This window comes from Lysobacter terrae (genome assembly GCF_054782215.1).
The window spans coordinates 386,989-410,073 of record NZ_BAAGSX010000008.1 but is presented as its reverse complement, the minus strand read 5'-3'; the positions used below and the strand labels follow the sequence as shown (position 1 = coordinate 410,073).

General features: G+C 66.2%; 16 protein-coding genes and 1 pseudogene. 12 read left to right on the top strand and 5 right to left on the bottom strand.

All coding sequences use genetic code 11. The annotated features are described in order from the left end of the window. The first annotated feature begins 49 nt into the window (after positions 1-49). Positions 50-853, top strand: a complete 804-nt coding sequence (locus ACYVJ8_RS13575) for an MBL fold metallo-hydrolase (protein WP_460713254.1) — start codon at positions 50-52, stop codon at positions 851-853. A 34-nt stretch (positions 854-887) separates the two neighbouring features. Here ACYVJ8_RS13575 and ACYVJ8_RS13570 read toward each other — a convergent pair whose 3' ends face one another. Continuing rightward, positions 888-1,889, bottom strand: coding sequence for an aldo/keto reductase (locus ACYVJ8_RS13570; protein WP_460713252.1), 1,002 nt, complete (start codon positions 1,887-1,889; stop codon positions 888-890). Between the two features lie 172 nt (positions 1,890-2,061). Between ACYVJ8_RS13570 and ACYVJ8_RS13565 the strand changes: the two genes are divergently transcribed. Together ACYVJ8_RS13565 and ACYVJ8_RS13560 are read left to right on the top strand one after the other, a co-directional pair. Continuing rightward, positions 2,062-2,994: an AraC family transcriptional regulator gene (locus ACYVJ8_RS13565; protein WP_460713250.1), complete on the top strand. Its 933-nt coding sequence runs from the start codon at positions 2,062-2,064 to the stop codon at positions 2,992-2,994. 37 nt (positions 2,995-3,031) lie between these two features. Continuing rightward, positions 3,032-3,364: a low molecular weight protein tyrosine phosphatase family protein gene (locus ACYVJ8_RS13560; protein WP_460713248.1), complete on the top strand. Its 333-nt coding sequence runs from the start codon at positions 3,032-3,034 to the stop codon at positions 3,362-3,364. Positions 3,365-3,433: 69 nt separating this feature from the next. Here ACYVJ8_RS13560 and ACYVJ8_RS13555 read toward each other — a convergent pair whose 3' ends face one another. The 3 genes from ACYVJ8_RS13555 to ACYVJ8_RS13545 form a co-directional block, all read right to left on the bottom strand. Then, positions 3,434-6,220 (bottom strand): Ig-like domain-containing protein, encoded by a 2,787-nt coding sequence (locus ACYVJ8_RS13555; RefSeq protein ID WP_460713246.1) that lies wholly within the window; start codon positions 6,218-6,220, stop codon positions 3,434-3,436. A gap of 183 nt (positions 6,221-6,403) precedes the next feature. Continuing rightward, entirely contained in the window at positions 6,404-8,494 is a 2,091-nt protein-coding gene (locus tag ACYVJ8_RS13550; protein WP_460713244.1) for a M13 family metallopeptidase, read from the bottom strand. A gap of 90 nt (positions 8,495-8,584) precedes the next feature. Beyond that, complete coding sequence (locus tag ACYVJ8_RS13545; protein WP_460713746.1) at positions 8,585-10,429, bottom strand: potassium transporter Kup; 1,845 nt, start codon at positions 10,427-10,429, stop codon at positions 8,585-8,587. Between the two features lie 309 nt (positions 10,430-10,738). Between ACYVJ8_RS13545 and ACYVJ8_RS13540 the strand changes: the two are divergent. Then, positions 10,739-12,130: pseudogene (locus tag ACYVJ8_RS13540) on the top strand (sensor histidine kinase); the annotation flags it as partial. Further along, positions 12,127-12,849 carry a response regulator gene (locus ACYVJ8_RS13535; RefSeq protein WP_460713242.1) on the top strand — a complete coding sequence of 241 codons (723 nt, stop codon included), beginning with the start codon at positions 12,127-12,129 and terminating at the stop codon, positions 12,847-12,849. The pseudogene ACYVJ8_RS13540 and the gene ACYVJ8_RS13535, both read left to right, overlap by 4 nt. Positions 12,850-12,900: 51 nt before the next feature. On the opposite strand, the gene ACYVJ8_RS13530 is transcribed toward ACYVJ8_RS13535, so the two are convergent. Next, complete coding sequence (locus tag ACYVJ8_RS13530) at positions 12,901-14,568, bottom strand: MFS transporter (RefSeq protein WP_460713240.1); 1,668 nt, start codon at positions 14,566-14,568, stop codon at positions 12,901-12,903. Positions 14,569-14,767: 199 nt separating this feature from the next. On the opposite strand from ACYVJ8_RS13530, the gene acs reads away from it, so the two are divergent. The 7 genes from acs to ACYVJ8_RS13495 all read left to right on the top strand — a co-directional run bounded on the left by acs (position 14,768) and on the right by ACYVJ8_RS13495 (position 22,448). Further along, a complete protein-coding gene (acs, locus tag ACYVJ8_RS13525) occupies positions 14,768-16,717 on the top strand; it encodes an acetate--CoA ligase (protein WP_460713238.1) in 1,950 nt (649 codons plus the stop codon). Continuing rightward, on the top strand, positions 16,714-17,997 hold the full coding sequence (locus ACYVJ8_RS13520; protein ID WP_460713236.1) for a pepsin-like aspartic protease: 1,284 nt from the start codon (positions 16,714-16,716) through the stop codon (positions 17,995-17,997). The genes acs and ACYVJ8_RS13520 overlap by 4 nt, the downstream gene beginning before the upstream one ends. Positions 17,998-18,007: 10 nt before the next feature. Beyond that, positions 18,008-18,556 carry a GNAT family N-acetyltransferase gene (locus ACYVJ8_RS13515; RefSeq protein WP_460713234.1) on the top strand — a complete coding sequence of 183 codons (549 nt, stop codon included), beginning with the start codon at positions 18,008-18,010 and terminating at the stop codon, positions 18,554-18,556. A 67-nt stretch (positions 18,557-18,623) separates the two neighbouring features. After that, positions 18,624-19,451 (top strand): SAM-dependent methyltransferase, encoded by an 828-nt coding sequence (locus ACYVJ8_RS13510; RefSeq protein WP_460713232.1) that lies wholly within the window; start codon positions 18,624-18,626, stop codon positions 19,449-19,451. Positions 19,452-19,501: 50 nt separating this feature from the next. Beyond that, positions 19,502-19,786, top strand: coding sequence for a hypothetical protein (locus ACYVJ8_RS13505; protein ID WP_460713230.1), 285 nt, complete (start codon positions 19,502-19,504; stop codon positions 19,784-19,786). 81 nt (positions 19,787-19,867) lie between these two features. Beyond that, complete coding sequence (locus ACYVJ8_RS13500; protein ID WP_460713228.1) at positions 19,868-21,634, top strand: GGDEF domain-containing protein; 1,767 nt, start codon at positions 19,868-19,870, stop codon at positions 21,632-21,634. Positions 21,635-21,893: 259 nt separating this feature from the next. Beyond that, positions 21,894-22,448 (top strand): NADPH-dependent FMN reductase, encoded by a 555-nt coding sequence (locus ACYVJ8_RS13495; RefSeq protein WP_460713226.1) that lies wholly within the window; start codon positions 21,894-21,896, stop codon positions 22,446-22,448. Positions 22,449-23,085: the final 637 nt, after the last annotated feature.

The window sequence follows — 23,085 nt, the reverse complement described above, 5'->3', positions numbered from 1 at the left end:
CCTACGGTAAAGCCACCGCACCACCAAACCGGCCACCGAGGAACCCGCCATGACCTGCTACATCTGCGAGACCTGCGGCACCCAATACGCCGAATCGGACGCCCCGCCGGCACGCTGCGTGGTCTGCGAAGACGAGCGCCAGTACGTCGGCTGGAACGGCCAGACCTGGACCACCCACGAAGCCCTGGCCGCGAAGTACCGCCTGCGCATCGAAGAGGACGCGGGCCTGCTCGGTCTCGGCGTGCCCACCGACTTCGCCATCCCGCAACGCGCGTTGTTGTTGCCCGCCGACCTGGGCAACGTGCTGTGGGAGTGCGTCAGCCTGGTCACCGACGAAGCCGTGGCCGCGTTGCGCGCGCGTGGCGGCATCGATCTGATGGCGATCTCGCATCCGCACTTCTACACCTCGATGGTCGAGTGGAGCGAAGCGCTCGGCGGCGTGCCGATCCTGTTGCATGAAGCCGACCGCGCCTGGGTGCAGCGGCCATCCAGGCACATCCGCTTCTGGAGCGGCGACGAACTGCGTCTCTCGCAGGACGTGACCCTGCTCCGCGTGGGCGGCCACTTCGACGGCAGCACCGCGCTGCATTGGAAGCGCGGTCCGCGCGGCGCGACCCTGTTGCCGGGCGATGCGCTGCAGGTGGTGCAGGACCGCCGCCACGTCACCTTCATGTACAGCTATCCCAACTTCATGCCGATGAAGCCGACGGACGTGCGGCACATGCAGGCGCTGCTCGAAGGCTACGAATTCAACGACGTATTCGGCTTCACCTGGGGCCGCAACATCATCGGCGGCGGGCGCGAGGCCGCGGACGCTTCGTTCGCGCGCTACCTGCAGGCGGTGGCGGCATGACGGGACGGAGAGCCCGACATGCCGCTCGCAGCCTTTACAGATTCACCGCCGCCATATGCGCTTCGGGATAGCGCGTGCCGGCGACTTCATGCGCGGTGAGCACCGACGCGATGCGTTGCAGCTCCGCGTTGCTCAAGGCGATCGCCGCCGCGCCCGCGTTCTCGTCCAGACGGGAAATGCGGCGCGTACCCGGGATCGGCACGATGTCTTCGCCCTGCGCCAGCAGCCAGGCCAAGGCCAGTTGCGCCGGCGTGCAGCCGCGCGCCTGCGCGAGTTCGGTGACCGCTTCGACCAGTGCGCGGTTCTGTTCGACGTTGCCGTCCTGGAAGCGCGGGTTGGTGCGGCGCCAGTCGTTGGCGGCGAGCTCACCGGTGTTCTGAATGGCACCGGTGAGGAAGCCGCGGCCCAGCGGGCTGTACGGGACGAAGCCGATGCCGAGCTCACGGCACGCCGGCAAGATTTCGGCTTCGACATCGCGCGTCCACAGCGAGTACTCGCTCTGCAGCGCCGCGATCGGATGCACCGCGGCGGCGCGGCGCAGCGTCGACGCCGAGGCTTCCGACATACCCAGGTGACGGACCTTACCCGCTTCGACCAGGCGCTGCATCGCACCGATGGTGTCTTCGATCGGCACCTTGGGATCGACGCGATGCTGGTAGTACAAGTCGATGTGATCGACGCCCAGGCGCTGCAGGCTGGCATCGCAGGCGGTGGCGACATATTCGGGCGTGCCGCTCACGCCGAGGAAGTCGCCGTTGGGCGCGCGCACATTGCCGAACTTGGTCGCCAGCACGACTTCGTCGCGGCGCGTCTTCAACACTTGCGCGAGCAGGCGTTCGTTGGCGCCGACGCCGTACATGTCGGCGGTGTCGAGGAAGTTCACGCCGATGTCGATGGCGTGGTTGAGCACGGCGAGGTTGGCGGCTTCTTCGCTGGGGCCGTAAAAGTCGGACATGCCCATGCAGCCCAGGCCGATGGCGGAGACTGTCAGGCCTTGGCGGCCGAGGGTGCGGCGGGGGAAATTCGAAGTGGTCATGCGGGCAACTCCGGTGCGTGGGGGGAGTGCGCTACACGCTAGTCCCCCGCTCCGGAATCCGTTAGCCGATTGCTCGCGGATTCTTGCCCGATTCTCCACGGCATTGGTTCCACGCGCGCCGATTCGAGCATCGGCGCGCATAATCGCCATAGGCTTTTCGGCAGGAATCTCCATGCAAGACAAGGCTTTCAATGTGATCGCGGCGCGCCCCGAGCTATCGGCCCAACAGGCGGAGCTCGCGGACCGGGTTGCACGAAACACGCGGGAGGAAGGGCTGAATCCCACCTCGGTGCCGGGCCTGTCGCTGATCCGCGCGAGTGCCCCCTCGCAACCACTGCCCGGCGTCTACCACCCCTGCCTGTGCGTGGTGGTACAGGGCCGCAAGCGCGCGCTGCTGGGCGAGGAGGTCTATTTCTACGACCCGCTGCACTACCTGGTCGTGTCGATGACCCTGCCGATCACCGGCCAGATCCTCGAGGCATCCCCGGCGCATCCGTATCTGTGCCTGCGCGTAGATATCGACCCGGCGCTGGTCAGCGAACTGCTGGCGCAACTGGGACCGTCGTTGCCGGCGCGCGAGCCGGCAGCGCGTGCCTTGTTCATCGCCCGCACCGGCGCGCCGCTGCTCGATGCCGTGCTGCGCCTGGCGCGCCTGCTCGACACGCCGGAGGAAGCTGCGGTGCTTGCCCCGCTCGCCCTTCGCGAAATCCACTACCGCGTGCTCACCGGCGAATTGGGCGAACGCCTGCGCCAGTTGTGCGAAGTCGACGGCCCGTCGCAGCGCATCGCCCGCGCGATCGAGCGGCTCAAGTCACACTACGCCGAGACGCTGCGCATCGAAGACCTCGCCGCAGCCGCGCACATGAGCCCTTCGTCGCTGCATCAGCGCTTCAAGGCGGTGACTTCGATGTCGCCGCTGCAGTTCCAGAAGCAGCTGCGCCTGCAGGAAGCGCGCCGCCTGATGTTGAGCGAAGGCATGGAAGCCGCCGCGGCCGGACATCGCGTCGGTTACGAGAGTCCGTCGCAATTCAGTCGCGAATACCGGCGCTTGTTCGGCGCACCGCCGCGGCGGGAAATTGTGGCGGCGCGACTGGGCGAGGCGTGAGTTCCACCTGGCACAAGCGCCTAACCGAAGAGCAACGATGGCACGCAACGTCCTTTTCATCTGCAGCCAGAACCGGCTGCGCAGCCCAACGGCGGAGCAGGTCTTTGCCGACTGGCCCGGTGTCGAGACCTCGTCGACCGGACTGAACAACGACGCGGAGAACCCCGTCACGCCAGAGCTGCTGGAGTGGGCGGAACTCATCTTCGTCATGGAGCGCGCGCACCGCTCCAAGCTCTCGGCCAAGTTCAAGCGCCACTTGGGTCACGCGCGTGTGGTCTGCCTGGATATTCCGGACGAGTACGAGTACATGGACGCGGAGCTGGTCCGTTTGCTCGAGGCCAAGGTGTCGCCCTACTTGCCGTCGGTGTGAACCAGGGCCGCGCTCAGAAGCAGCAATGCCCGCCATAAGGCGGGCATTGCCGAGGTTGAAGCAACCTGCTTATTGCGCAGTCACGGACACGTCATCGACCAGGAAGGAAGTAGCCACCTGCGTGCCTTCCTTGCCTTCGAAGTAGATGCGCACCGTCTGGCCCTTGTAGGCGCTGACATCGAAGGTCTTCTCCACGTACACGCTGCCCTTGTTGAGGTTGGAGAAGCTGCCCAGCGTCGTCAGCACGGTGTTGCCGGTGTTGCGCACCTGCACCGCGAGGGTGTCGTAAGCGGTCGTCGTGGTGGTCTCGTCGCTATCCACGCGCAGCCAGAACCGAAGCGTCACGGTGGTTGCCGTGGACGGGATGGCGATGTCCTGCCGCACATAGTCGGTGCTGGTCGTGCCATAGCCGTTGAGCCAGGCCTTGTAGCTGCCGCCATGCGCGGCGTACGTCGTGCTGCTGGTAATCACGCCTGAAGACGCGGTCCAGCTGCTGCTGCCGGATTCGAAGCCACCGTTGAGGATCAGCTGGACCGGCTGCGCCACGTTGTTGACCGAGAAGTTCACGGTCGACGAGGTGCCGCTATTGCCGGCGGCGTCGTACGCGACTGCGACGAGACCGTGGCTGCCGTTGGCAAGCGTGGTCGAGTTCAGCGTCATCGAGTACGGCGCGGCGCTGTCGGTGCCCTTGAGCGCGCCGTCGACGAAGAAGTCGACCGAGCTGACGCCGACGTTGTCCGACGCGGTCGCCGACAGCGTGATCGTGCCGCTGGTGCCGCTTTCGGACGCCGAGACCGTCGGCGGCGTGGTGTCGGCCGTCGAGTTGCTGACGGTGAACGGCACCGCCGTGGACACCGTGCTGTTGCCCGCCGCGTCGAAGGCCTTGGCGGTCAGGTTGTGGCTGCCATTGGCCAGCGTGGTCGAATCCAGCGTCATCGAGTACGGCGCGGCGGTGTCGCTGCCTTGCAGCAGGCCATCGACGTAGAACTCCACCTTGCTCACGCCGACGTTGTCGCTTGCGCTCGCGCTGAAGGTGATGGTGCCGCTGCTGCCGGTCTCGCTCGCGCTCACCGTCGGCGGTGTGGTATCGCTCGGGCCGCTGCCCTGGCTGACCCACACCGGCGCGGACCACAGGCGCTTGCCGTTGGCCTGGGTGACGAGCGCGTAGTAGAAGTGCTCGCCGGCCGCCGGAGTGAACGTGTAGGTGCCGCTGCCTTCGGTCAGCTGCGTCACCGTGCCGTTGCGGCCGGGCACGCCTTCGAAGAACTGCACGCGCTGCGTGGTCTGGCCGCCGGTGCTCGCGTAGTTGGCGGTGAGCGTGAGCGCGCCGCTGCTGGCGAAGCTCTCGCCCATCACGTGACCGTTGGCGGTCAGCACGAGCTGCCCGGTCTTGTCCTCGGTGGCGAAGGCGCGACGCGCGCGCACCGCATCGAGGAAGTTCGCCGTCGTCAGCGTCGTACCGGTCGGCAACAGCACGCCGGTGCGGTTGGTGAAGCTCAGGCCCCAGTTGGCGCAGTGGTTGTCCTGGTCGCTGGTGGGAGCCACTTTGTAGCCGCGCTCGAGCAGAATCTTGAAGGCACCTTCGTAGCTGCTGCGGCCGGTTTCGGTCTCGGTGGTGTTCGTGGAGAACGCCGAGCTGTTGAGGACCTCCGCCAGCATCATCACGTCGGCGCCGTTGGCGTCGTAGCCCAGCGGCGTGGTGCCGACGAGGAACTGGCCGCTGGTGGCCGGATGGTTGAACTGGCCGATCCAGCCGCGTGCCTTCATCGTGGCGTAGAGCGCAGGGTAGTTGCTCTTCGGTGTTTCCACACCGCCGAGCAATTGGCCGGAAGCGTTCTTCTCCCACGTGGCCAGCACATCCGGATTGAGGATGTTGAGGTGGCCGCCGTTGCTGATCACGCCCCACTCATTGCCGTACAGCGCCATGAAATTCGAATGCGCAGAACGGTAATTGCTGGCCAACTGCAGACCGCTGTTGAACAGGTTGTTGGCGGTGGCCGGCGAGGCCGACGTATTGGTGCCCGTCGAACCGTCGTACATATGGTTATGTTCGGAGGTCAGCAGGAAGTCGCCGCCCGCCTGGTTCTGCATCATCGTGTACGCTTCGGTCGGCCCCTGCGTGCCGCCCTGCGGCACTTCGGCACCGCCGCAGCTAGCGACCTCCGTGCCGCCATCGCTATGGTTGGTCTGGCTGTGGAAGTTGCCGTAGTAGATCGTGTACGGCAGGCCGCTCTGCTCCGGAATCGACTGCGCCGTCACCATCGCGTCGCGCGTCGGCGCGCTGGCGGTTTCCGCCTTCGCCGCGGCCGCGGCGTGGCCCTTGGCGCCTACACCGAGCGCCTTGGTGTTCGGCATCTTCGCCGGCGCGACGGCGCCCACCATCACGTCGTAGGTCTGCTCGACCACTTCGTCTTCGAACGCGGCGAAGGCATCGGCGATGCGCTTGGCATCCGACTGGCTCAGGTCCTGGGCCGTCGTCACCGTCGGCACCGCGCGCATGCGCAGCGTGTAGTAACCCTCGGCGGCGACGCGCCCGTCCTTCTGCTTGCCGTTCCACCAAGCGGTGACCTTGCCGCGTCCGCTCTTCAGCGGCGCAAGGCCCTGCTCGGTGGCGACGACTTCGCCGTTCGGCGCGATGACGTCCAAGGTCCAGGCTGCGCTGGTCGAGTCGCCGGCACCCGGATAGTCGAAATGCAGAACGGCCGGCCAGCGGCCGCCCTGCGGCTTGAATGCAACATCGAATGAAGCCCCGAATTCGTAGTGATCCGGGTGACCAAAATCATTGGCGTGAACACACGCGCACGCAGCAGCAATCAGCGCGGCGAGCGTGCGCACGCGCAGGTAACGATGATTCATTTGTCCTTTCCCCAAGATGGGCAATCCCTGCCCGGAGCGGTCCTCGGCCCGGCGTCGTTATACCTGCCGGACTGCGTCAATGGAATGACACTTGCGTCAGGGTGGCGTGAAGGCGGGGGGAGAAGAAAAAAGAAAAACGGCCGCGGATGCGGCCGTTTTCGTAGACGACGGTAGGCGCGAGCCTTACCAGATCTTCACCCGATCCACCGGCGCCAGATACAGCTGCTCGCCTGGCTTCGCGCCCCAGGCGTCGTACCAGGCGTCGATGTTGCGCACGGTCTGTGCGCGCCAGCGGCCGGGCGAATGGCCGTCGGTGAGCACGCGCTGGCGCAGCGCCGCGTCGCGCATCTTCGAACGCCACGACTGCGCATAAGCCAGGAAGAAGCGCTGATCGCCGGTCAGGCCGTCGATCACCGGCGCTTCCTTGCCACCCAGCGACTTCTTGTAGGCCATGTACGAAATCGTCAGGCCGGAGACGTCGGCGATGTTCTCGCCCAGCGTCTGCTCGCCGTTGATGTGCAGGCCCGGCAGCGGCTCGTAGGCGTTGTACTGGGCAACGAGCTTGGCGGTGGCTTCCTTGAAGTGCTTGGCGTCTTCCGGCGTCCACCAGTTGGCGAGGCGGCCCTGCGCATCGAACTCCGCGCCGGTGTCGTCGAAGCCGTGGCTGATTTCATGGCCGATGACCGCGCCGATCGAACCGTAGTTGGCGGCGGCGTCGGCCTTGGGATCGAAGAACGGCGCTTCCAGGATCGCGGCCGGGAAGTTCATCGCGTTCTGCAGCGGCAGGTTCACCGCGTTGACCGTCTGCGGCGTCATCCACCACTCACCTTGATCGACGGGCTTGTCGAGTTTCGCGATCTGGTGCTTGTACTCCTGCACTTCCGCGCGCAGGCGGTTGCCGAGCGGATCGTCGGCGCGGATGTCGAGCGCGCCGTAATCGCGCCAGGTCTCCGGATAGCCGACGCTCACGCGCATGGTCTGCGCCTTGGCTTTCGCCTTCGCCTTGGTTTCCGGCGTCATCCATTCGAGCGTGTCGACGCGTTCGCCGAAGGCGGCGAGGATGTTCTTCACCATGTCCTCGACCTGGGCCTTGGACGAGGGCGGGAAGTACTTCTCCACGTAGAGCTTGCCCACGGCATCGCCGAGCGCGTTGTTGGTCGAGTCCAGCGCGCGCTTCCAGCGCTCCTTCTGCTTAGGCGTGCCCTGCAAGGTGGTGCCGTAGAAGCCGAAGCTCAGATCGGCGTAGGCCTTGGGCAGCAGGCCCGCGCTGTGGTCGAGCGCGTGGAAGGTGAGGTAGTCCTTCCACACCTGCAGCGGTTCGCTACCGACCAGCGCGGACAGGTGCGTGATCGCGGCGGGCTGCCAGGCCACGATGGTCTTCTGCGTGGACAGGCCGGCGGCGTTGAAGTACTCGTTCCAATCCAGGCCCGGCGCCTTCTTCGCGAAGTCCGCCATCGCCCAGGGATTGTTGGCCTTGTGCACGTCCTGCGTTTCGACGATGGAGGTCTGCGCCTTGGCGATCCTGGTCTCCAGCGCGACGATGGCCTTCGCCTTGGCTTCCGCGTCCTGGGTGCCGGCGAGCTTCAGCAGCGAAGTCACGTACTCGAGATACTTCGCGCGCGTGTCGACCATCTCCTTGTCGGTGGAGAGGTAGTACTCGCGATCGGGCATCGCGATGCCGCCCTGCATCAGCGTGGCGACGTTGTGCTGCGGATCCTGCAGGCCCTGCGCGACGAACAGGCCGAACAGGTTGGCGGTGTGGTAGTTGGTCGCGTTGAGCGGATCGACGTCGGCACGCAGGCCGCCGCCGAGCACGCGCGACAGGTCCGCCTTCGTGGCGATCGCGTCGATCTTCGCCAGCTCCGGCTTCAGCGGTTCCAGACCGCGCGCTTCGATGCCGGCTTCGTCCAAATAGGCCGCGTAGTAGTCGGCGATCTTGCGCGCGTCGGTGCCGGCGGCGGGATTGCTCGCGGCCAGGCCCTTGATCAGGTCGGCATTGCGCTGCTCGGCCTTCTTCTGCACGTCGTAGCCGGTACCGATGCTGGAGCGGTCTTCAGGGATCTCCGCGGTGTTGCGCCAGGTGCCATTGGCGTAGGCGTCGAAGTCGTCGCCCGGCTTCACGGCCTTGTCGATGCCGGTCAGGTCGACGCCGATGGTCGGGGCCGTCGCCGCCGCGGCCGGCTGCTCAGGTGCGGTAGCGGTTTGTGGAGCCGGTTTGCACGCGGCCAGGCTGCAGGCCAGAGCAAGGAAAAGGACGTTGCGCTTGAAAGACATGGAGTTCTCGGATCGCCGGTGAAAGCGCGATGGTGCCCGTATGCCATCGGCGCGCATGTGTAGAAAGGCACAGAGAAGAGTCCGATCCGTTCAGATTTCCACCGGCGCGCCAAGTTCGACCAACCGCGTAGTGGGAATGCGGAAGAAATCCGTCGCCGGCGCCGCATTGCGATGCAGGAAGGCGAACAGCCAGTCGCGCCAGATCGGCATGCCGCGGCGCGGCCGCGCCACGATGCTCTCGCGGCTGGCGAAGTAGGTCGTTTCCATCGGATCGAAGCACAGCCCGCTGTAGTCGCTGGCGCGCATCAGCGCGAGCGGTACGTCCGGCGTCTCCATGAAGCCGTAGCGCACGATGGCGCGATAGAAATCGTCGCCGACGGTTTCGATGCTCAGCCGTTCCGGCGCCGCGACATGCGGCACCTCGCGCGTCTCCACGGTCAACAGCACATTGCGCTCATGCAGCACCTTGTTGTGCTTCAGGTTGTGCAGCAGCGCCTTGGGCACGATGTCCTTCTGCGCGGTGAGGAACACGGCGGTACCCGGCACGCGCACCGGCGGCGACAACATCAGACCCGGCAGGAAGCTGTCGAGACGAATGCCGTCCTTGACGATCTCCGCGCGCAGCAGCTGGCGACCGCGCCCCCATGTGCGCAGCAGCGTGAACACCAGAACGCCCAGCGCGATCGGGAACCATGCGCCGTCCATGAACTTGACCAGGTTGGCGCTCAGGAACGCCACATCCACCAGCACGAACAACGCAGCCAGCGGCCAGAACAGCCATGGCGGCAGCTTTCGGTGCGCGCGCATCGCCACGATCAGGATGATGCTGGTGATGAGCATGGTGCCGGTCACCGACACGCCGTAAGCCGTGGCCAGCGCGGTGGAACTGCCGAAGCCGATTACCGTCGCGATCACCGCCAGCATCAGCACCCAGTTGATCGACGGCACGTAGATCTGCCCCATCGTGGTATGCGAGGTATGACGGATCGCCATGCGCGGCAGATAGCCCAGCTGGATGGCCTGGCGCGTGGCCGAATAGGCGCCGCTGATCACCGCCTGCGAGGCGATCACCGTCGCGGCGGTGGCCAATGCGACCATCGGATAGAGCGCCCACGCCGGCACGCCGAGGTAGAACGGATTCTCCACCGCGTGCGGATCGGTCAGCAGAAGCGCGCCCTGGCCGAGATAGTTGATGGTCAGCGCCGGCAGCACGATGAAGTTCCAGGCGTACTGGATCGGACGGCGGCCGAAGTGGCCCATGTCCGCGTAAAGCGCTTCGCCGCCGGTGACCGCGAGCACCACCGCGCCGAGGATGAATAGCCCATGCCAGCCATGCGTCATGAAGAAGCGCAGGCCCCACCATGGATTGAGCGCCTGCAGCACGTCCGGATGCGCGGCGATGCTGTGGATGCCGATCGCGGCCAGCGCCAGGAACCACACCACGATCACCGGCCCGAAGGCCTTGCCGACCAGATCGGTACCGAAACGCTGCGTGGCGAACAGAATCACCAGCACCCCGATGGTGATCGGCAGCACCCAGCTCTGCAGCGCCGGCGCCGCGACCTCCAGCCCCTCCACCGCCGACAGCACCGACATCGCCGGCGTCAGCACGCCGTCGCCGAAGAACAGTGCCGCGCCGAACACGCCGAGGATGCCGATCACGTATGTCGTCTTCGACGCTGCCGGCAACGTGCGCTGCGCCAGTGCGGTGAGCGCCATGATGCCGCCCTCACCGTCGTTGTCGGCGCGCATGATGACGGCGACGTACTTCACCGTGATAACGAGCATCAGCGACCAGAACACCAGTGAGAGGATGCCGAGCACCGTCGGCACGTCGGGCGTCAGCCCGTAGTGCGCAGAGAAGGCCTCTTTGATGGTGTAGAGCGGACTGGTGCCGATGTCGCCGAAAACGACGCCGATCGCACCGAGCATCATGGTGCGCAGGCCGGCCCGGCCATGGTTGTCCGCATGGAAGGAGGAATGGGTGGTGGTGGCGGTATTCAAGGGATGTCTCGACACCGCCGTGGCGCGGTGTTTTCAGGGCGGCAGTGTTCGCCCGCGGTGCGTAAAGGCAAAAGACACTGGGCGCCGCTCCGGCGTAAATTCCGCGTAAATTTTCGTCGCCGGCCGCCTGTGCCGGGGCCGGCCGACGCCGCGATTGCAGGCACAATGCGCGCCATGCCGATGCATGAGTATTCCGAACCGACTCCATACGCGCGCCGTCCCGCGGGAGGTTATGCGCTCGCGGTCGTCGGCGCCGCGGTTGCGGTGGTCGTCGCGGCGCTCGCCGAGCGTTGGGTCGGGCTGGCCGACCTCTCGCTGGTGTTCATGCTTGCGGTGCTGGTGGTCGCCTCGCGCACGCATACCGGGCCGGCGGTGCTCACCGCGGTCTTGTGCTTTCTCGCCTACAACTTCTTCTTCATCGCCCCGCGCTACACGCTGTATATCGGCGCCTGGCAGGGCGTGGTCACCGTCGCCCTGTTTCTCGCCGCCGCGCTGCTGGCCGGGCGCATGGCCGCCACGCTGGCGATGCAGGTGCAGGCACTGCGCATCGCCAATCGTTCCGTGCAGGCGCGGCAGGAGCTGGCCCAGCGCCTGGCCGTGGCCGGTGACGAAGCCGCCGTGATCGAGGCTGCGCACGCGATGTTCCGCCAGGGGTTGGAAACCGATGTGTGGTTGCGCCTCGAGCCTTCCGACGCATCCACGAGCGTCATGGCGTCCGCGCGCGAACCGGTGGAGGAATACGGCTGGCTGTTCCTGCCGCTGCACTCACCGCAAGGCCCGCTCGGCACGATCGGACTCAAGCGCGCCACGCATGCACCGCGGCTGGACGAAACTCAGCAACGGCTCGCCCGCTCCATGGCGGACGGCATCGCCCAGGCGCTGCAACGCGTGCGCCTGGCGGCGCAGCTCCAGACCGAGCGCATGGCCAACGAAACCGAACGCCTGCGCTCGGCCCTGCTCTCGTCGGTGTCGCACGACCTGCGCACGCCGCTGGCCGCGATCATCGGCGCCGCCGGCAGTCTCGACAGCTACGGGGAAGCGATGGCGGCGTCGGACCGCCATGCATTGCTCGCCACCATCCGCGAGGAAGGCGAGCGTCTGGATCGCTATATCCAGAACCTGCTCGACATGACCCGCCTGGGTCACGGCGAGCTCACCCTCAATCGCGACTGGATCGGCGTCGACGAACTGATCGGCTCGGCCATCGGCCGCCTGCAGCGCTACCAACCGGACGCGCGCTTCGACGTGCATCTCTCCGACGACGCAGGGCTGATCTGGGTGCATCCGGCATTGGTCGAACAGGCGCTGTTCAACGTGCTGGAAAACGCCGCGCGCTTTTCGCCGCCGGATGCGGCCATCGAAGTCGATGCCTGCCGGCCTGGACCCGATCAGCTGCGCATCGAAGTGCGCGACCGCGGCCCCGGCATCCCCGAGGACGAGCGTCGCCGAATCTTCGACATGTTCTATAGCGTCAGCCGCGGCGATCGCGATCGCAGCGGCACTGGCCTGGGGCTGGCGATCTGCCGCGGCATGATCGGCGCGCACGGCGGCGAGGTCGAAGCGTTGCCGAATCCCGGCGGCGGCACGATCCTGCGCATCAGCTTGCCTCTGATCGAGCCCGCCGGACCATGACACACCCGTCCGACCATCACGCCGCAGCGACCGCCCGATTGCTGGTGATCGACGACGAGCCGCAGATCCGTCGCTTTCTCGACATCAGCCTGCGTGCACAAGGCTATGCCGTGCTGCAGGCGGAGACGGGGCAGGCCGGACTGGACGCCCTGGCCACGCAGGGCGCGGATCTGGTCATCCTCGATCTGGGGTTGCCCGACATGGAGGGACATGCCGTGCTGCAAGCGTTGCGGCAGTGGTCGCAGGTCCCCGTGATCGTGCTGACGGTGCGCGCAGGCGAAGCCGAAAAGGTAGCTGCGCTGGATGCCGGCGCCAACGATTACGTGACCAAGCCGTTCGGCGTGCAGGAAATGATGGCGCGGGTGCGCGCGCTGTTGCGTTCGCACATGCAGCCCTCGGATACGCCACCGCTGTATGACGACGGCCATCTGCGCGTCGACCTGGCCCGTCGCGAAGTGAGTCTCGGGGGCGACGCCGTGTCCTTGTCGCGCAAGGAGTACACGCTGCTCGCGCTGCTCGTGCGCCATGCCGGCCGCGTCGTCACCCAGCCGCAATTGCTGCGCGAAGTGTGGGGCCCGACGCACCAGGAAGACACGCACTACCTGCGCATCCTGGTGGCCAAGCTGCGGCAGAAGCTGGGCGACAATGCGGCATCGCCGCGCTGGATCGCGACCGAACCCGGCGTCGGCTTGCGCTTCATCGGCGAGCAGGACAAGTAGAACAGCGCCCGCCACAGGCCGGCGCTGCTGATCACTCACCCGACCGCGAAACTATTCGCGGATGTCCACGTCCTTGGTCTCGCGCAGGAATAGCGAGCCGATCACGAACGTCATCACTGCGATGATGATCGGATACCACAAGCCCTGATACATGTTGCCGCTCGCGGCGACTAGGGCGAACGAGATGGTCGGCAGGAAGCCGCCAAACCAGCCGTTGCCGATGTGATACGGCAGCGACATCGAGGTGTAGCGGATGCGCGTGGGGAACAGCTCGACCAGCCACGCGGCGATCGGGCCGTAGACCATCGTCACGTAGATCACCAGGATGGTCAGCAGCGCCAGCAACATCGGCTTGTTGATGCGCGCGGGGTCGGCCTTTTCCGGATAGCCCGCCGTGCCCAGCGCCGACTTCAGCGCCGCGCCGAAGGCATCGCCCTTGGCCCTGCCGTCTTCCTTGCTCAGGCCCGCGCCTTCGTAGCCGGGAACGTTGGTGCCGCCGATCGACACGCTCGCGACCGAATCTGCCGGCGCCGCCTGAATCGTGTACGGCACACCGGCCTTGGCCAGCGCCGCAGTGGCGATATCGCAGGAATTGCTGAAGACCTTCTTGCCCACCGGATCGAACTGGAACGAACAGGTCGCCGGATCGGCATGCACCACCGCCGGATGGGTGCTGCGCGCTTCCTCGATCGCCGGATTGCCGTAGTGCGTGATCGCCTTGAACAGCGGGAAGTAAGTGAGTGCGGCGATCAGGCAGCCGGCCATGACGATCTTCTTGCGGCCGATGCGATCCGACAGCCAGCCGAACAGGATGAAGAACGGCGTGCCTAGCGCCAGGCCGCCGGCGATGAGGAGGTTCGCGGTCGTCGCATCGATCTTCAGCGACTGGGTGAGGAAGTACAGCGCGTAGAACTGGCCGCAGTACCACACCACCGCCTGGCCGGCCGTCGCGCCCAGCAGCGCGAGCAGCACGATCTTGCCGTTCTTGGAGAAGAAGCTCTCGGTGATCGGCGCCTTCGATGTCTTGCCTTCGGCCTTCATCTGCTGGAACAGCGGCGACTCGCTCAACTGCAGGCGGATCCACACCGACACGCCCAGCAGCACGATCGACAGCAGGAACGGCACGCGCCAGTATTTCGCCTCGAAGGCTTCGGTGCCGACATAGCTGCGCGCGCCGAGGATCACCAGCAGCGACAGGAACAGGCCCAGCGTCGCGGTCGTCTGAATGAAGCTGGTGTACAGGCCGCGCTTGCCGTGCGGCGCGTGCTCGGCGACGTAGGTCGCGGCGCCGCCGTATTCGCCGCCGAGCGCGAGGCCCTGCAGCAGCCGCAGCGCGATCAGGATGATCGGCGCCGCCACACCGATGCTGGCGTAGCTGGGCAACAGGCCGACCAGGAAGGTCGACGCGCCCATGATCACGATGGTGATGAGGAAGGTGTATTTGCGCCCGACCATGTCGCCTAGGCGCCCGAACACCAGCGCGCCGAACGGCCGCACCGCGAAGCCCGCGGCGAAGGCGAGCAGGGCGAAGATGAAGGCGCTGGTCTCGTTGAGGCCGCTGAAGAACTGCTTGGCGATGATCGCGGCGAGCGAGCCGTACAGGTAGAAGTCGTACCACTCGAACACGGTGCCCAGACTGGACGCGAAGATGACCTTCTTGTGACTCTGGGTGAGCCCGTCCTCGAACTTGTGGCCCGCGGTGGTCGACACGGTATTCATGTACGGCCCTCAGCTGTATTAGACGTGGATGTGCGGGCGACGCGGCGCGCCGTCGGCTCTGCCTGGGGAACGCGAGCCCCGCATCCGCTGACACGGCGCCGCGCACGGGGAGGGAGCATAGATCAGGTCGGCCCGGAGTTACCTAAGGCCAGCGCGCTTGCGGCACACTTGGCCTCCCACGTCCAGCAGACCGTGCCCCATGTCGCAACCTGACCTGTATCCCGTGCCGGCCGACTTCGCCGCGGCCGCCCGCTTCCAGCGCGAGGACTACGAGCGCCTGTATGCGCAGTCGGTGCAGCAGCCCGATGCCTTCTGGGCCGACGTCGCCAGGCGCCTGGACTGGATGAAGGCGCCGACCCGGATCAAGGACGTGAGCTACCAGGTCGAGGATTTCCACATCCACTGGTATGCCGACGGCGAACTCAATGCCAGCGTCAACTGCCTGGATCGCCACCTGGCCACGCGCGGCGACAAGACCGCACTGATTTTCGAGCCGGACGACCCGGCGCAGCCCGCGCAGCACATCAGCTACCGCGAACTGCACGAACGCGTGTGCAAGCTCGCCAACGCGCTGCGCTCGCTCGGCGTGAACAAGGGCGACCGCATCACCATCTACCTGCCGATGATTCCCGAAGCCGTCGCGGCCATGCTCGCCTGCGCGCGCATCGGTGCGATCCACTCGGTGGTGTTCGGCGGCTTCGCGCCGCAGTCGATCGCCGATCGCGTCCACGACTGCCAGTCCAAGCTCATCATCACCGCCGACGAGGGCCTGCGCGGCGGCAAGAAGATCCCGCTGAAGGCGAACGTCGACGCCGCACTGAAGCTGCCCGGCACGAATTCGGTAGAGACGGTGCTGGTCGTGCGCCACACCGGCGCCGCGGTGAACATGCAGATGCCGCGCGATCGCTGGTGCGACGCCGTGGTCGACGATCAGAGCACGCAGTGCGAACCCGCGCGGATGAATGCCGAGGATCCGTTGTTCATCCTCTACACCTCCGGCTCCACCGGTAAGCCCAAGGGCGTGCTGCACACCACCGGCGGCTATCTGGTCTATGCCAGTTACACGCACGAGGCCGTGTTTGATCTGCGCGACGACGACATCTACTGGTGCACCGCCGACGTCGGCTGGGTAACCGGGCATAGCTACATCGTCTACGGACCGCTCGCCAACGGTTCGACCGCACTGATGTTCGAGGGCGTGCCCAACTACCCGACGGTCTCGCGCTTCTGGGAGGTGATCGACCGCCACAAAGTCACGATCTTCTACACCGCTCCTACCGCGATCCGCGCGCTGATGCGCGAGGGCGAAGCGCCGGTGAAAAAGACCTCGCGCGCCTCGCTGCGCCTGCTCGGTACCGTGGGCGAACCGATCAATCCGGAAGCCTGGCGCTGGTATTACGAGGTCGTCGGCGACGCGCGTTGCCCGGTGGTCGATACGTGGTGGCAGACCGAAACCGGCGGCATTCTGATCACGCCACTGGCCGGCGCGATCGATCTCAAACCGGGTTCGGCGACCAAGCCCTTCTTCGGCGTGCAGCCGGCGCTGGTCGATGCCAACGGCGCGCTGCTCGAAGGCGAAGCCGAGGGCAATCTGGTGCTGCTGGATTCCTGGCCGGGACAGATGCGCACGGTCTACGGCGATCACCAGCGCTTCATAGACACCTACTTCAAGACCTATCCGGGCATGTACTTCACCGGCGACGGCTGCCGCCGCGATGCCGACGGTTATTACTGGATCACCGGCCGCGTCGACGACGTGATCAACGTCAGCGGCCACCGCATCGGCACGGCGGAAGTGGAGAGCGCGCTGGTGTCGCACCCGAAGGTGGCTGAAGCTGCCGTGGTCGGCTTCCCGCACGACATCAAAGGCCAGGGTATCTACGCTTACGTCACGCTCATCATCGGTGAGGTGGAGAGCGAAGAGCTGCGCAAGGAACTGGTCGCGCACGTGCGCAAGGAGATCGGCCCGATCGCCGCGCCGGATCACCTGCAATGGGCGCCGGGTCTGCCGAAGACGCGCAGCGGCAAGATCATGCGCCGCATCCTGCGCAAGATCGCCGAGAACGCACCGGACCAGTTGGGCGATACCTCCACACTGGCCGATCCGAGCGTGGTGGAGTCGCTGGTGCAGCATCGGCGGGTGCCGTGACCCGCGCCCTGCACCTGCCCATTACCCTCGCCTACGCCAAGGGCGCCTACACCGTTCGCCTCGGCATCGGCCGCGGTCAACGGCCCGGCAACTTCGTCCTCGATACCGGCAGCAGCACGCTGGTGGTGCTGCCGCACCTCTACGATCCCAACGACGACGCCAGCCTGACGCCGACCTCGCTCGCGCAGGAAGTGCGTTACGGCGTGGGCACCTGGGCAGGCCCGGTGCTGTCGGCGGAAGTACATTTCGACGGCGTGCACGGCAGCGTGCGACTGGAGGCCGCGCAGTTTTCACGCGTGGAAGCCCGCGCCCAGGACATGCGCGAGGCCGACGGTCTATTTGGGCTGGCCTACGGCGGCCTGGACGTCGCACATGACGTGCGCGACTACCTCAGCGAACGTGGCGTGAGTCCGGCACTGACCTGGCCCTGGCCGTTCGACAAGGAAGACGAGAACCTCAACGACTTCGCCACGCTGCTCAAGCAGCAACCGCGCGTCGCCCTGACGCCGCTGTTCACCGCGCTGGCCGACGCGGGCCGCATCGACAACCGTTTCGCCCTGCTGCTGCGCCGCGCGCTGGTGCACGTCGAAGACGATGCTGCGGATGCCGGCCTGCTCGCGGCCGATCCGCTCAACCAAGGCGTGCTGGTACTCGGCGGCTCCGAACAGCATGACGAGGATCAGGGGCATCGCCTGCACGACGGCGAGTTCGGCGACGTCCAGATCGTCCACGACCTCTACTACAACGCCGAACTGATCGCGGTGCAGGTCGGCGACGGCCCGCGCATCGACGCGCCGCCCATCGATCCGAAGTACGCGAAACGCGCAGCGAGCAACGCAATTCTCGACACCGGCTGCAGCTTCCTGATCCTCGAAGCGAGCGTGTATGCGGCCGTGATCGCGGCCTTCGGCAAACTGGACGAACGCCTGCCCGCACTGGTCGAACGCTTTCAGCAGACCTTTGCGCAACAACAGCAGGGCATCGCCAACACTGACATCGACGGCCTGCCCTGGCCGCCGCTGCACTTCTATCTGCGCGCACCCGACGGCAGCGAAACCCGGCTCACCTGCACCGACGAGCACTACTGGCCACGCAACGCGATGCGCGCCGGACAGGCGTATTGCCTGCTGATGAGCCAGATGAAGAACTGGCCGAACCAGTCGATCCTGGGCCTGCCGCTATTGGCGGAGAAGTACTGCATCTTCGACCGCGACGCGAAGAAGGGCGGCCGCGTGCGCGTCGCGAAGGCGCGCGGTGCCGATGCGCAGTGGTCGAGCTGAGATGGCGGCGTTGGATATCGCAACCTGCGACCTCGCCATCCTCGACACGCCACGGTTGCGGCTGCGGCCGATGGCAGAGTGCGACGAAGCGATGTTCTGCCATCTCTACACCGACCCTGACGTGATGCAGCGCATCCTGCCACCGCTCACGGCCGAAGCCGCGGCGCAGAGTTTCCGGCGCGCCTGCGGCCACAACGCCAAGGCCGCCCCCGGCCATCGCTTCTGGGCCATCGACGACAAAGCCTCGGGCGAAGCCATCGGCATGGCCGCCCTGCTGCGTAACGGCGACGACGCCGAACTCGGCGTCATGCTGCGCAACGGGTGGTGGAACCGGGGGATCTCCAGCGAGGCCTTCGTCCCCCTGATCGACCATGGCTTCCTGGGCATGGGGCTGACGCTGATCCATGCGGAGCGGCCCGACGACGACCATGCCCTGATCATCGACCGGCTGCTCGCCCGCTTCGGCTTCGTGCGCGCGCCGGAGCGGGCCACGGCCCCGACCCAGGCCCGCTGGGAACTCCCGCGCGCCGTCTGGCAGGCCCACCCCCCCGCCAACTGAGACCGATTTTGCAAAATCGGGCGGGACGGGTATCGTCGATCTCCAGCTTCTAGGGGGAGAGCAGCGCGTGGAGACGCCTGCTGGGGACAAGCCGGGACGCCTGGTCTGTGTCGGCTTGGGGATGATGTTGGGGGCCCATATCGGCCCGAGGGCACGCAGTCACATCGAGCAAGCCGATGTGGTGTTCGTCGCCGTGTCCGATCCGGTGGTCGAGCTGTGGCTGCAGCAGATGCATCCCGACGTCCGCAGCCTCCAGGCGCACTACGCCGAAGGCAAGCCGCGCCACCAGACCTACCGCGACATGGTGGAGTCCATGCTGGTCGAGGTCCGCGCCGGCCGCACCGTGTGCGGCGCCTTCTACGGTCACCCGGGCGTATTCGCCAAGGCCCCGCACGATGCGATAGCGCAGGCGCGCCGCGAAGGCTTCGACGCACACATGGAACCGGGCGTCTCCGCCGAGGACTGCCTCTACGCCGACCTGGGCATCGACCCAGGCCGTCTGGGCTGCCAGCACTACGAAGCCAGCCAGCTCATGTTCTACCGCCGCCGGCTCGACCCGTCGGCCTATCTGATCCTGTGGCAGGTCGGCATCGCCGGCGACCGCACTTATCGCCGCTTCGCCACCGGCTCCGAATACCGCCGCCTGCTGGTCGAACGCCTGCGCGAGGACTACCCGGCCGACCACCCGGTCACCGTGTACGAAGCCGCGACGCTGCCCATCACCCAGCCGCGCATGGAAACGGTACCGCTGCACGCCCTACCCGACACGCCGCTGCACATGCACTCCACGCTCGTGGTACCGCCGTGCGAACCCTTGCAACGCGACGAGGCGATGCTGGCGCGGATCGAGGCGCTGGAGCGGGCCGAAGCGGCCGCCGTTACTGAATCTGTTTGAAGCATCAGCACCCACACCGCCGTCCACTACCGAGCAGTAAGGAGTCGAAGATGTCTAACGTCGTGCAGTTCCTGGAAGCCCTGGCCCGCAGCCCGAAGCCGCTGTCCCGTGACGAGTTCATCGCTGCGGTCATGCGCGCCAATCTCGATCCGGCTGTCCAGGCCGCGCTGCTTGGCCGTGATGTCGTCGCTCTGCATCGCGCGATGAATGCGAGCGGCGCGATGTGCTGCCTCGTCTTTCCGGCGGACAACGAAGAGCCGAAGGAAGGCGAAGAGCAGCCGCAGGAAGATGGCGACGAAGCTCCGCAACAAGAACCCTCCTCGATAGCGGCCTGATAAACGGTCGCAATACGTAAAGGCTGGATAAGGCGAATGGGCCGGGCATGGCGCCCGGCCCATCGGCAAAGGAAAGCAGCCATGATCAAAGCGTCGAAAAGGTTTTCGTTTATCGGTTTGGGGCTGGCCCTGCTGTTGCCATTGGCAGCGCATGCCGCCGGCGACCTGGGCACACTGCTCAAGCGTGCCGAATCGGCCCGCAGCAAGGACCCGAAGGCCTTTGCGGCTGCGTTGCAGGACATCGAGAAGCTCAAGCCGAAAGCCACGCAAAAGCAGAAGTGGCAGATCGGCTTGCTGACTGCCTACCAGGCCGTCATGAAGGGCCGTTACGACTCGGCCATCCAGCAGGCCATCGAAGTCCGCAACGAAGCCACCGACCCGGCGACTAAGTTCAGGGCGGAACTGCTGATCGCCAATACAACCGCGATCACCCGAGATTTCTCGCTGGGACTACGCAGTCTGGAATCGGCGCTGGCGATGGCCGACCAGATCCAGGACACGGAACTGCGGCAGACCGGCTTCGGCGTTGCCGCGCTTCTTTACAACCAGCACGGGCAATACGCGCTTGCGCAGAACTACGCCGAGCAGATGCTTTCGCAGGACCCTGCGCCGCGCAACAGGTGCTATGCCAAGCAGATCCGGGCCGAAGCCCTTCATGGGCTAGGCGCGGAAGTCAGCGAGAACGAGCTCAAAGAAGCGATCGCCGATTGCGAACAGCAGCACGAACCCATTTCCACCAGTCTGCTGCGCGGCTATCTGGCGCGGCGCTGGGCAGCCAAAGGCCAGACTGCGCGCGCCGTCGAATTGCTCGAATCGCATTTGGCGGAAGTCGAGGCGACCGGGTACCCGCGCCTCGTCGGCGAGATCCACGGCCTGCTCGCGGAGTACCGCCTGATCATGGGCGATCTGACGGGCGCGGAGAAGCACGCTCACGCCGCGCTGGCAGGCGGCGGCAATGACACCTACGTGCTGCCGCTGGTTACCGCGCACAAGGTCCTCTATGACATCGCGCTTCGCCGTAAGGATCTGGCAACGGCCCTTACGCAGTACCGTCTCTATGCGGAGGCCGACAAGGCACGACTCGACGAGATCAAGGCGCGCGAATTCGCCTTCCAGCTCAGCCGCCACGAGCTGCAACAGAAGAACCAGTCGATCGAGCTGCTGCAGCGCCAGAACGACGTGCTCCGCCTGCAGCAGGACCTGTCGAAGAAATCGGCGCAGAACAATCAGCTGCTGGTCGCGATGCTGCTGATGGTGCTGGGCGTGGGCGCGTACTGGGCCTACAAGATCAAGCGCGTGCAGATGATGTTCCGCAAGCAGGCGCAGATGGACAGCCTGACGGGCATCAGCAACCGCGGCTATTTCCGCGAGGAAGCGGAGCTCCATCTGGCGCGCAGCAAGGCTGCGAACAGGGAAGCCGCCTTGGTGCTGCTCGACCTCGACAACTTCAAGCACATCAACGACCGCCACGGCCACGCCACCGGCGACTGGGTGCTGAAGCAGGTAGCGAGTGCGTGCCGTGCGGCGTGCCGCGAGGGTGATCTGTTCGGGCGGCTGGGCGGCGAGGAATTCGCCATCCTCAGCTGCGGCGGCGATCTGCATGCGGCCGAACGCATCGCCCAGCAATGCCGCGAGAACCTGGCCGGGATCGACACCGCGTCAATCGAGCACACGCAGGCGATCACCGCCAGCTTCGGCTGTGCGACGACCAAGTTGTCCGGCCATATGTTCGAGAACCTGTTCATGCATGCCGACCGTGCGATGTATCGCGCGAAGGCTGAAGGCCGAGATCGTGTGTGCTCGCATGAGGACAGGCCGGTGCTGGTGCGGACGCAGGTGCACGCTTAGCACGTCCGCTCCCGCGGATGCGAAGACGGCGGAGCCTTTGGGCTTCGCCGTTTTTGTTTGTAGAGCAAAAGCGCCCCTCATCCGCCCTGCGGGCACCTTCTCCCCGCTTACGCGGGGAGAAGGAAAGATCACTCCCTCGCCCCGCTTGCGGGGAGAGGGACCGCGCCGCACAGCGGCGCAGGGTGAGGGGCCGTGAGGCACGCGCAGCTTTAACAAACCTCGGCGCAAGCTTTCGCGACATCCGCCCCGGAGCTCCCCCATGAGCCAGTACACCATCGCCGTCCTCATCGGCAGCCTGCGTCGCGACTCCTTCAATAAGCAGCTCGCCACCGCGGTGGCCAAGCTCGCGCCGTCGGAGTTCGCCTTCAAGCCATTACGCATCGACGATCTGCCGCTCTACAACCAGGACGACGATGCGCAGCAGGCACCGCAAGTGCTGCGGCTCAAGGAGGAGATCAAGGCGGCCGACGGTCTGTTGTTCGTCACGCCCGAATACAACCGCTCCATTCCAGGCGTGCTCAAGAATGCGATCGACAACGCCTCGCGTCCTTACGGGCAGAGCGCATTCGCCGGCAAGCCCGGAGGGGTGATCGGCATTTCCGTCGGCACCATCGGCACGGCGATCGCGCAGCAACACTTGCGCAATGTGTTGGCGTATCTCGATGTGGCGACGCTGGGGCAGCCGGAGGTCTTCCTTCAGGCCAAGGAAGGTCTGTTCGGGGCGAACGGCGAGATTGGCGCGGACAGCCGGGAGTTTCTGCAGGGGTGGATGGACAAGTACACAGCGCTCATCCGTAGGCATGCGGATAAGTGAGGGGCCGCTTCCGAACATGAATGCGCTCGCGCTGGCGCATGTTGCAGCGCGGCGTGCACCCTTGCGGACGGATGGGCAGGATGCGCGCGCCGCATGGGCCGCGGCAGGAGTGGAGACCCGGGCCGGTCGTCCACTCGCCGTCACCCGTTCGTTGCTTAGCACGAGCGGCTAGACGCGGAAGCACAAGGACGTCGCCACGCGCTTCTCGCGCAGACGGCCCGCTCTCGCTTGGGTGACGGCACGCATCGCTGCCTTTTTTCCGGAGCACCCATGCTGCCCGCGCACTCCCTACGGCCCGTAGTTCGTCTCGCATCCCCTCTCGCATCCCGGCAAAACCCGCGACGGAATCCGCCGCGGTCCGTGCCTGCCACGCCCTGAGTCTTCGCCTTCGCCCGCGTGCGCGGGCCAGGCAGTCGTGGGCGTTACCGGCAGCGTCCGCGCTTTTGCAACCTCTGCAGTCCTGTAGCGACGGCTCCCTGTTCGCCGTCGATGGCAACCCGATTCGTCCGGTGTTCGACCGATGTCCCTCGCTGTGCCCGGCTCCCCTCGCGGTCGTACGCGTCCAGGAGGGCGCGAACCGACTGCCGCCGCGCACCAGCATTCCAATGTGTCACTTCGCGTGACATCCCATGTTCTT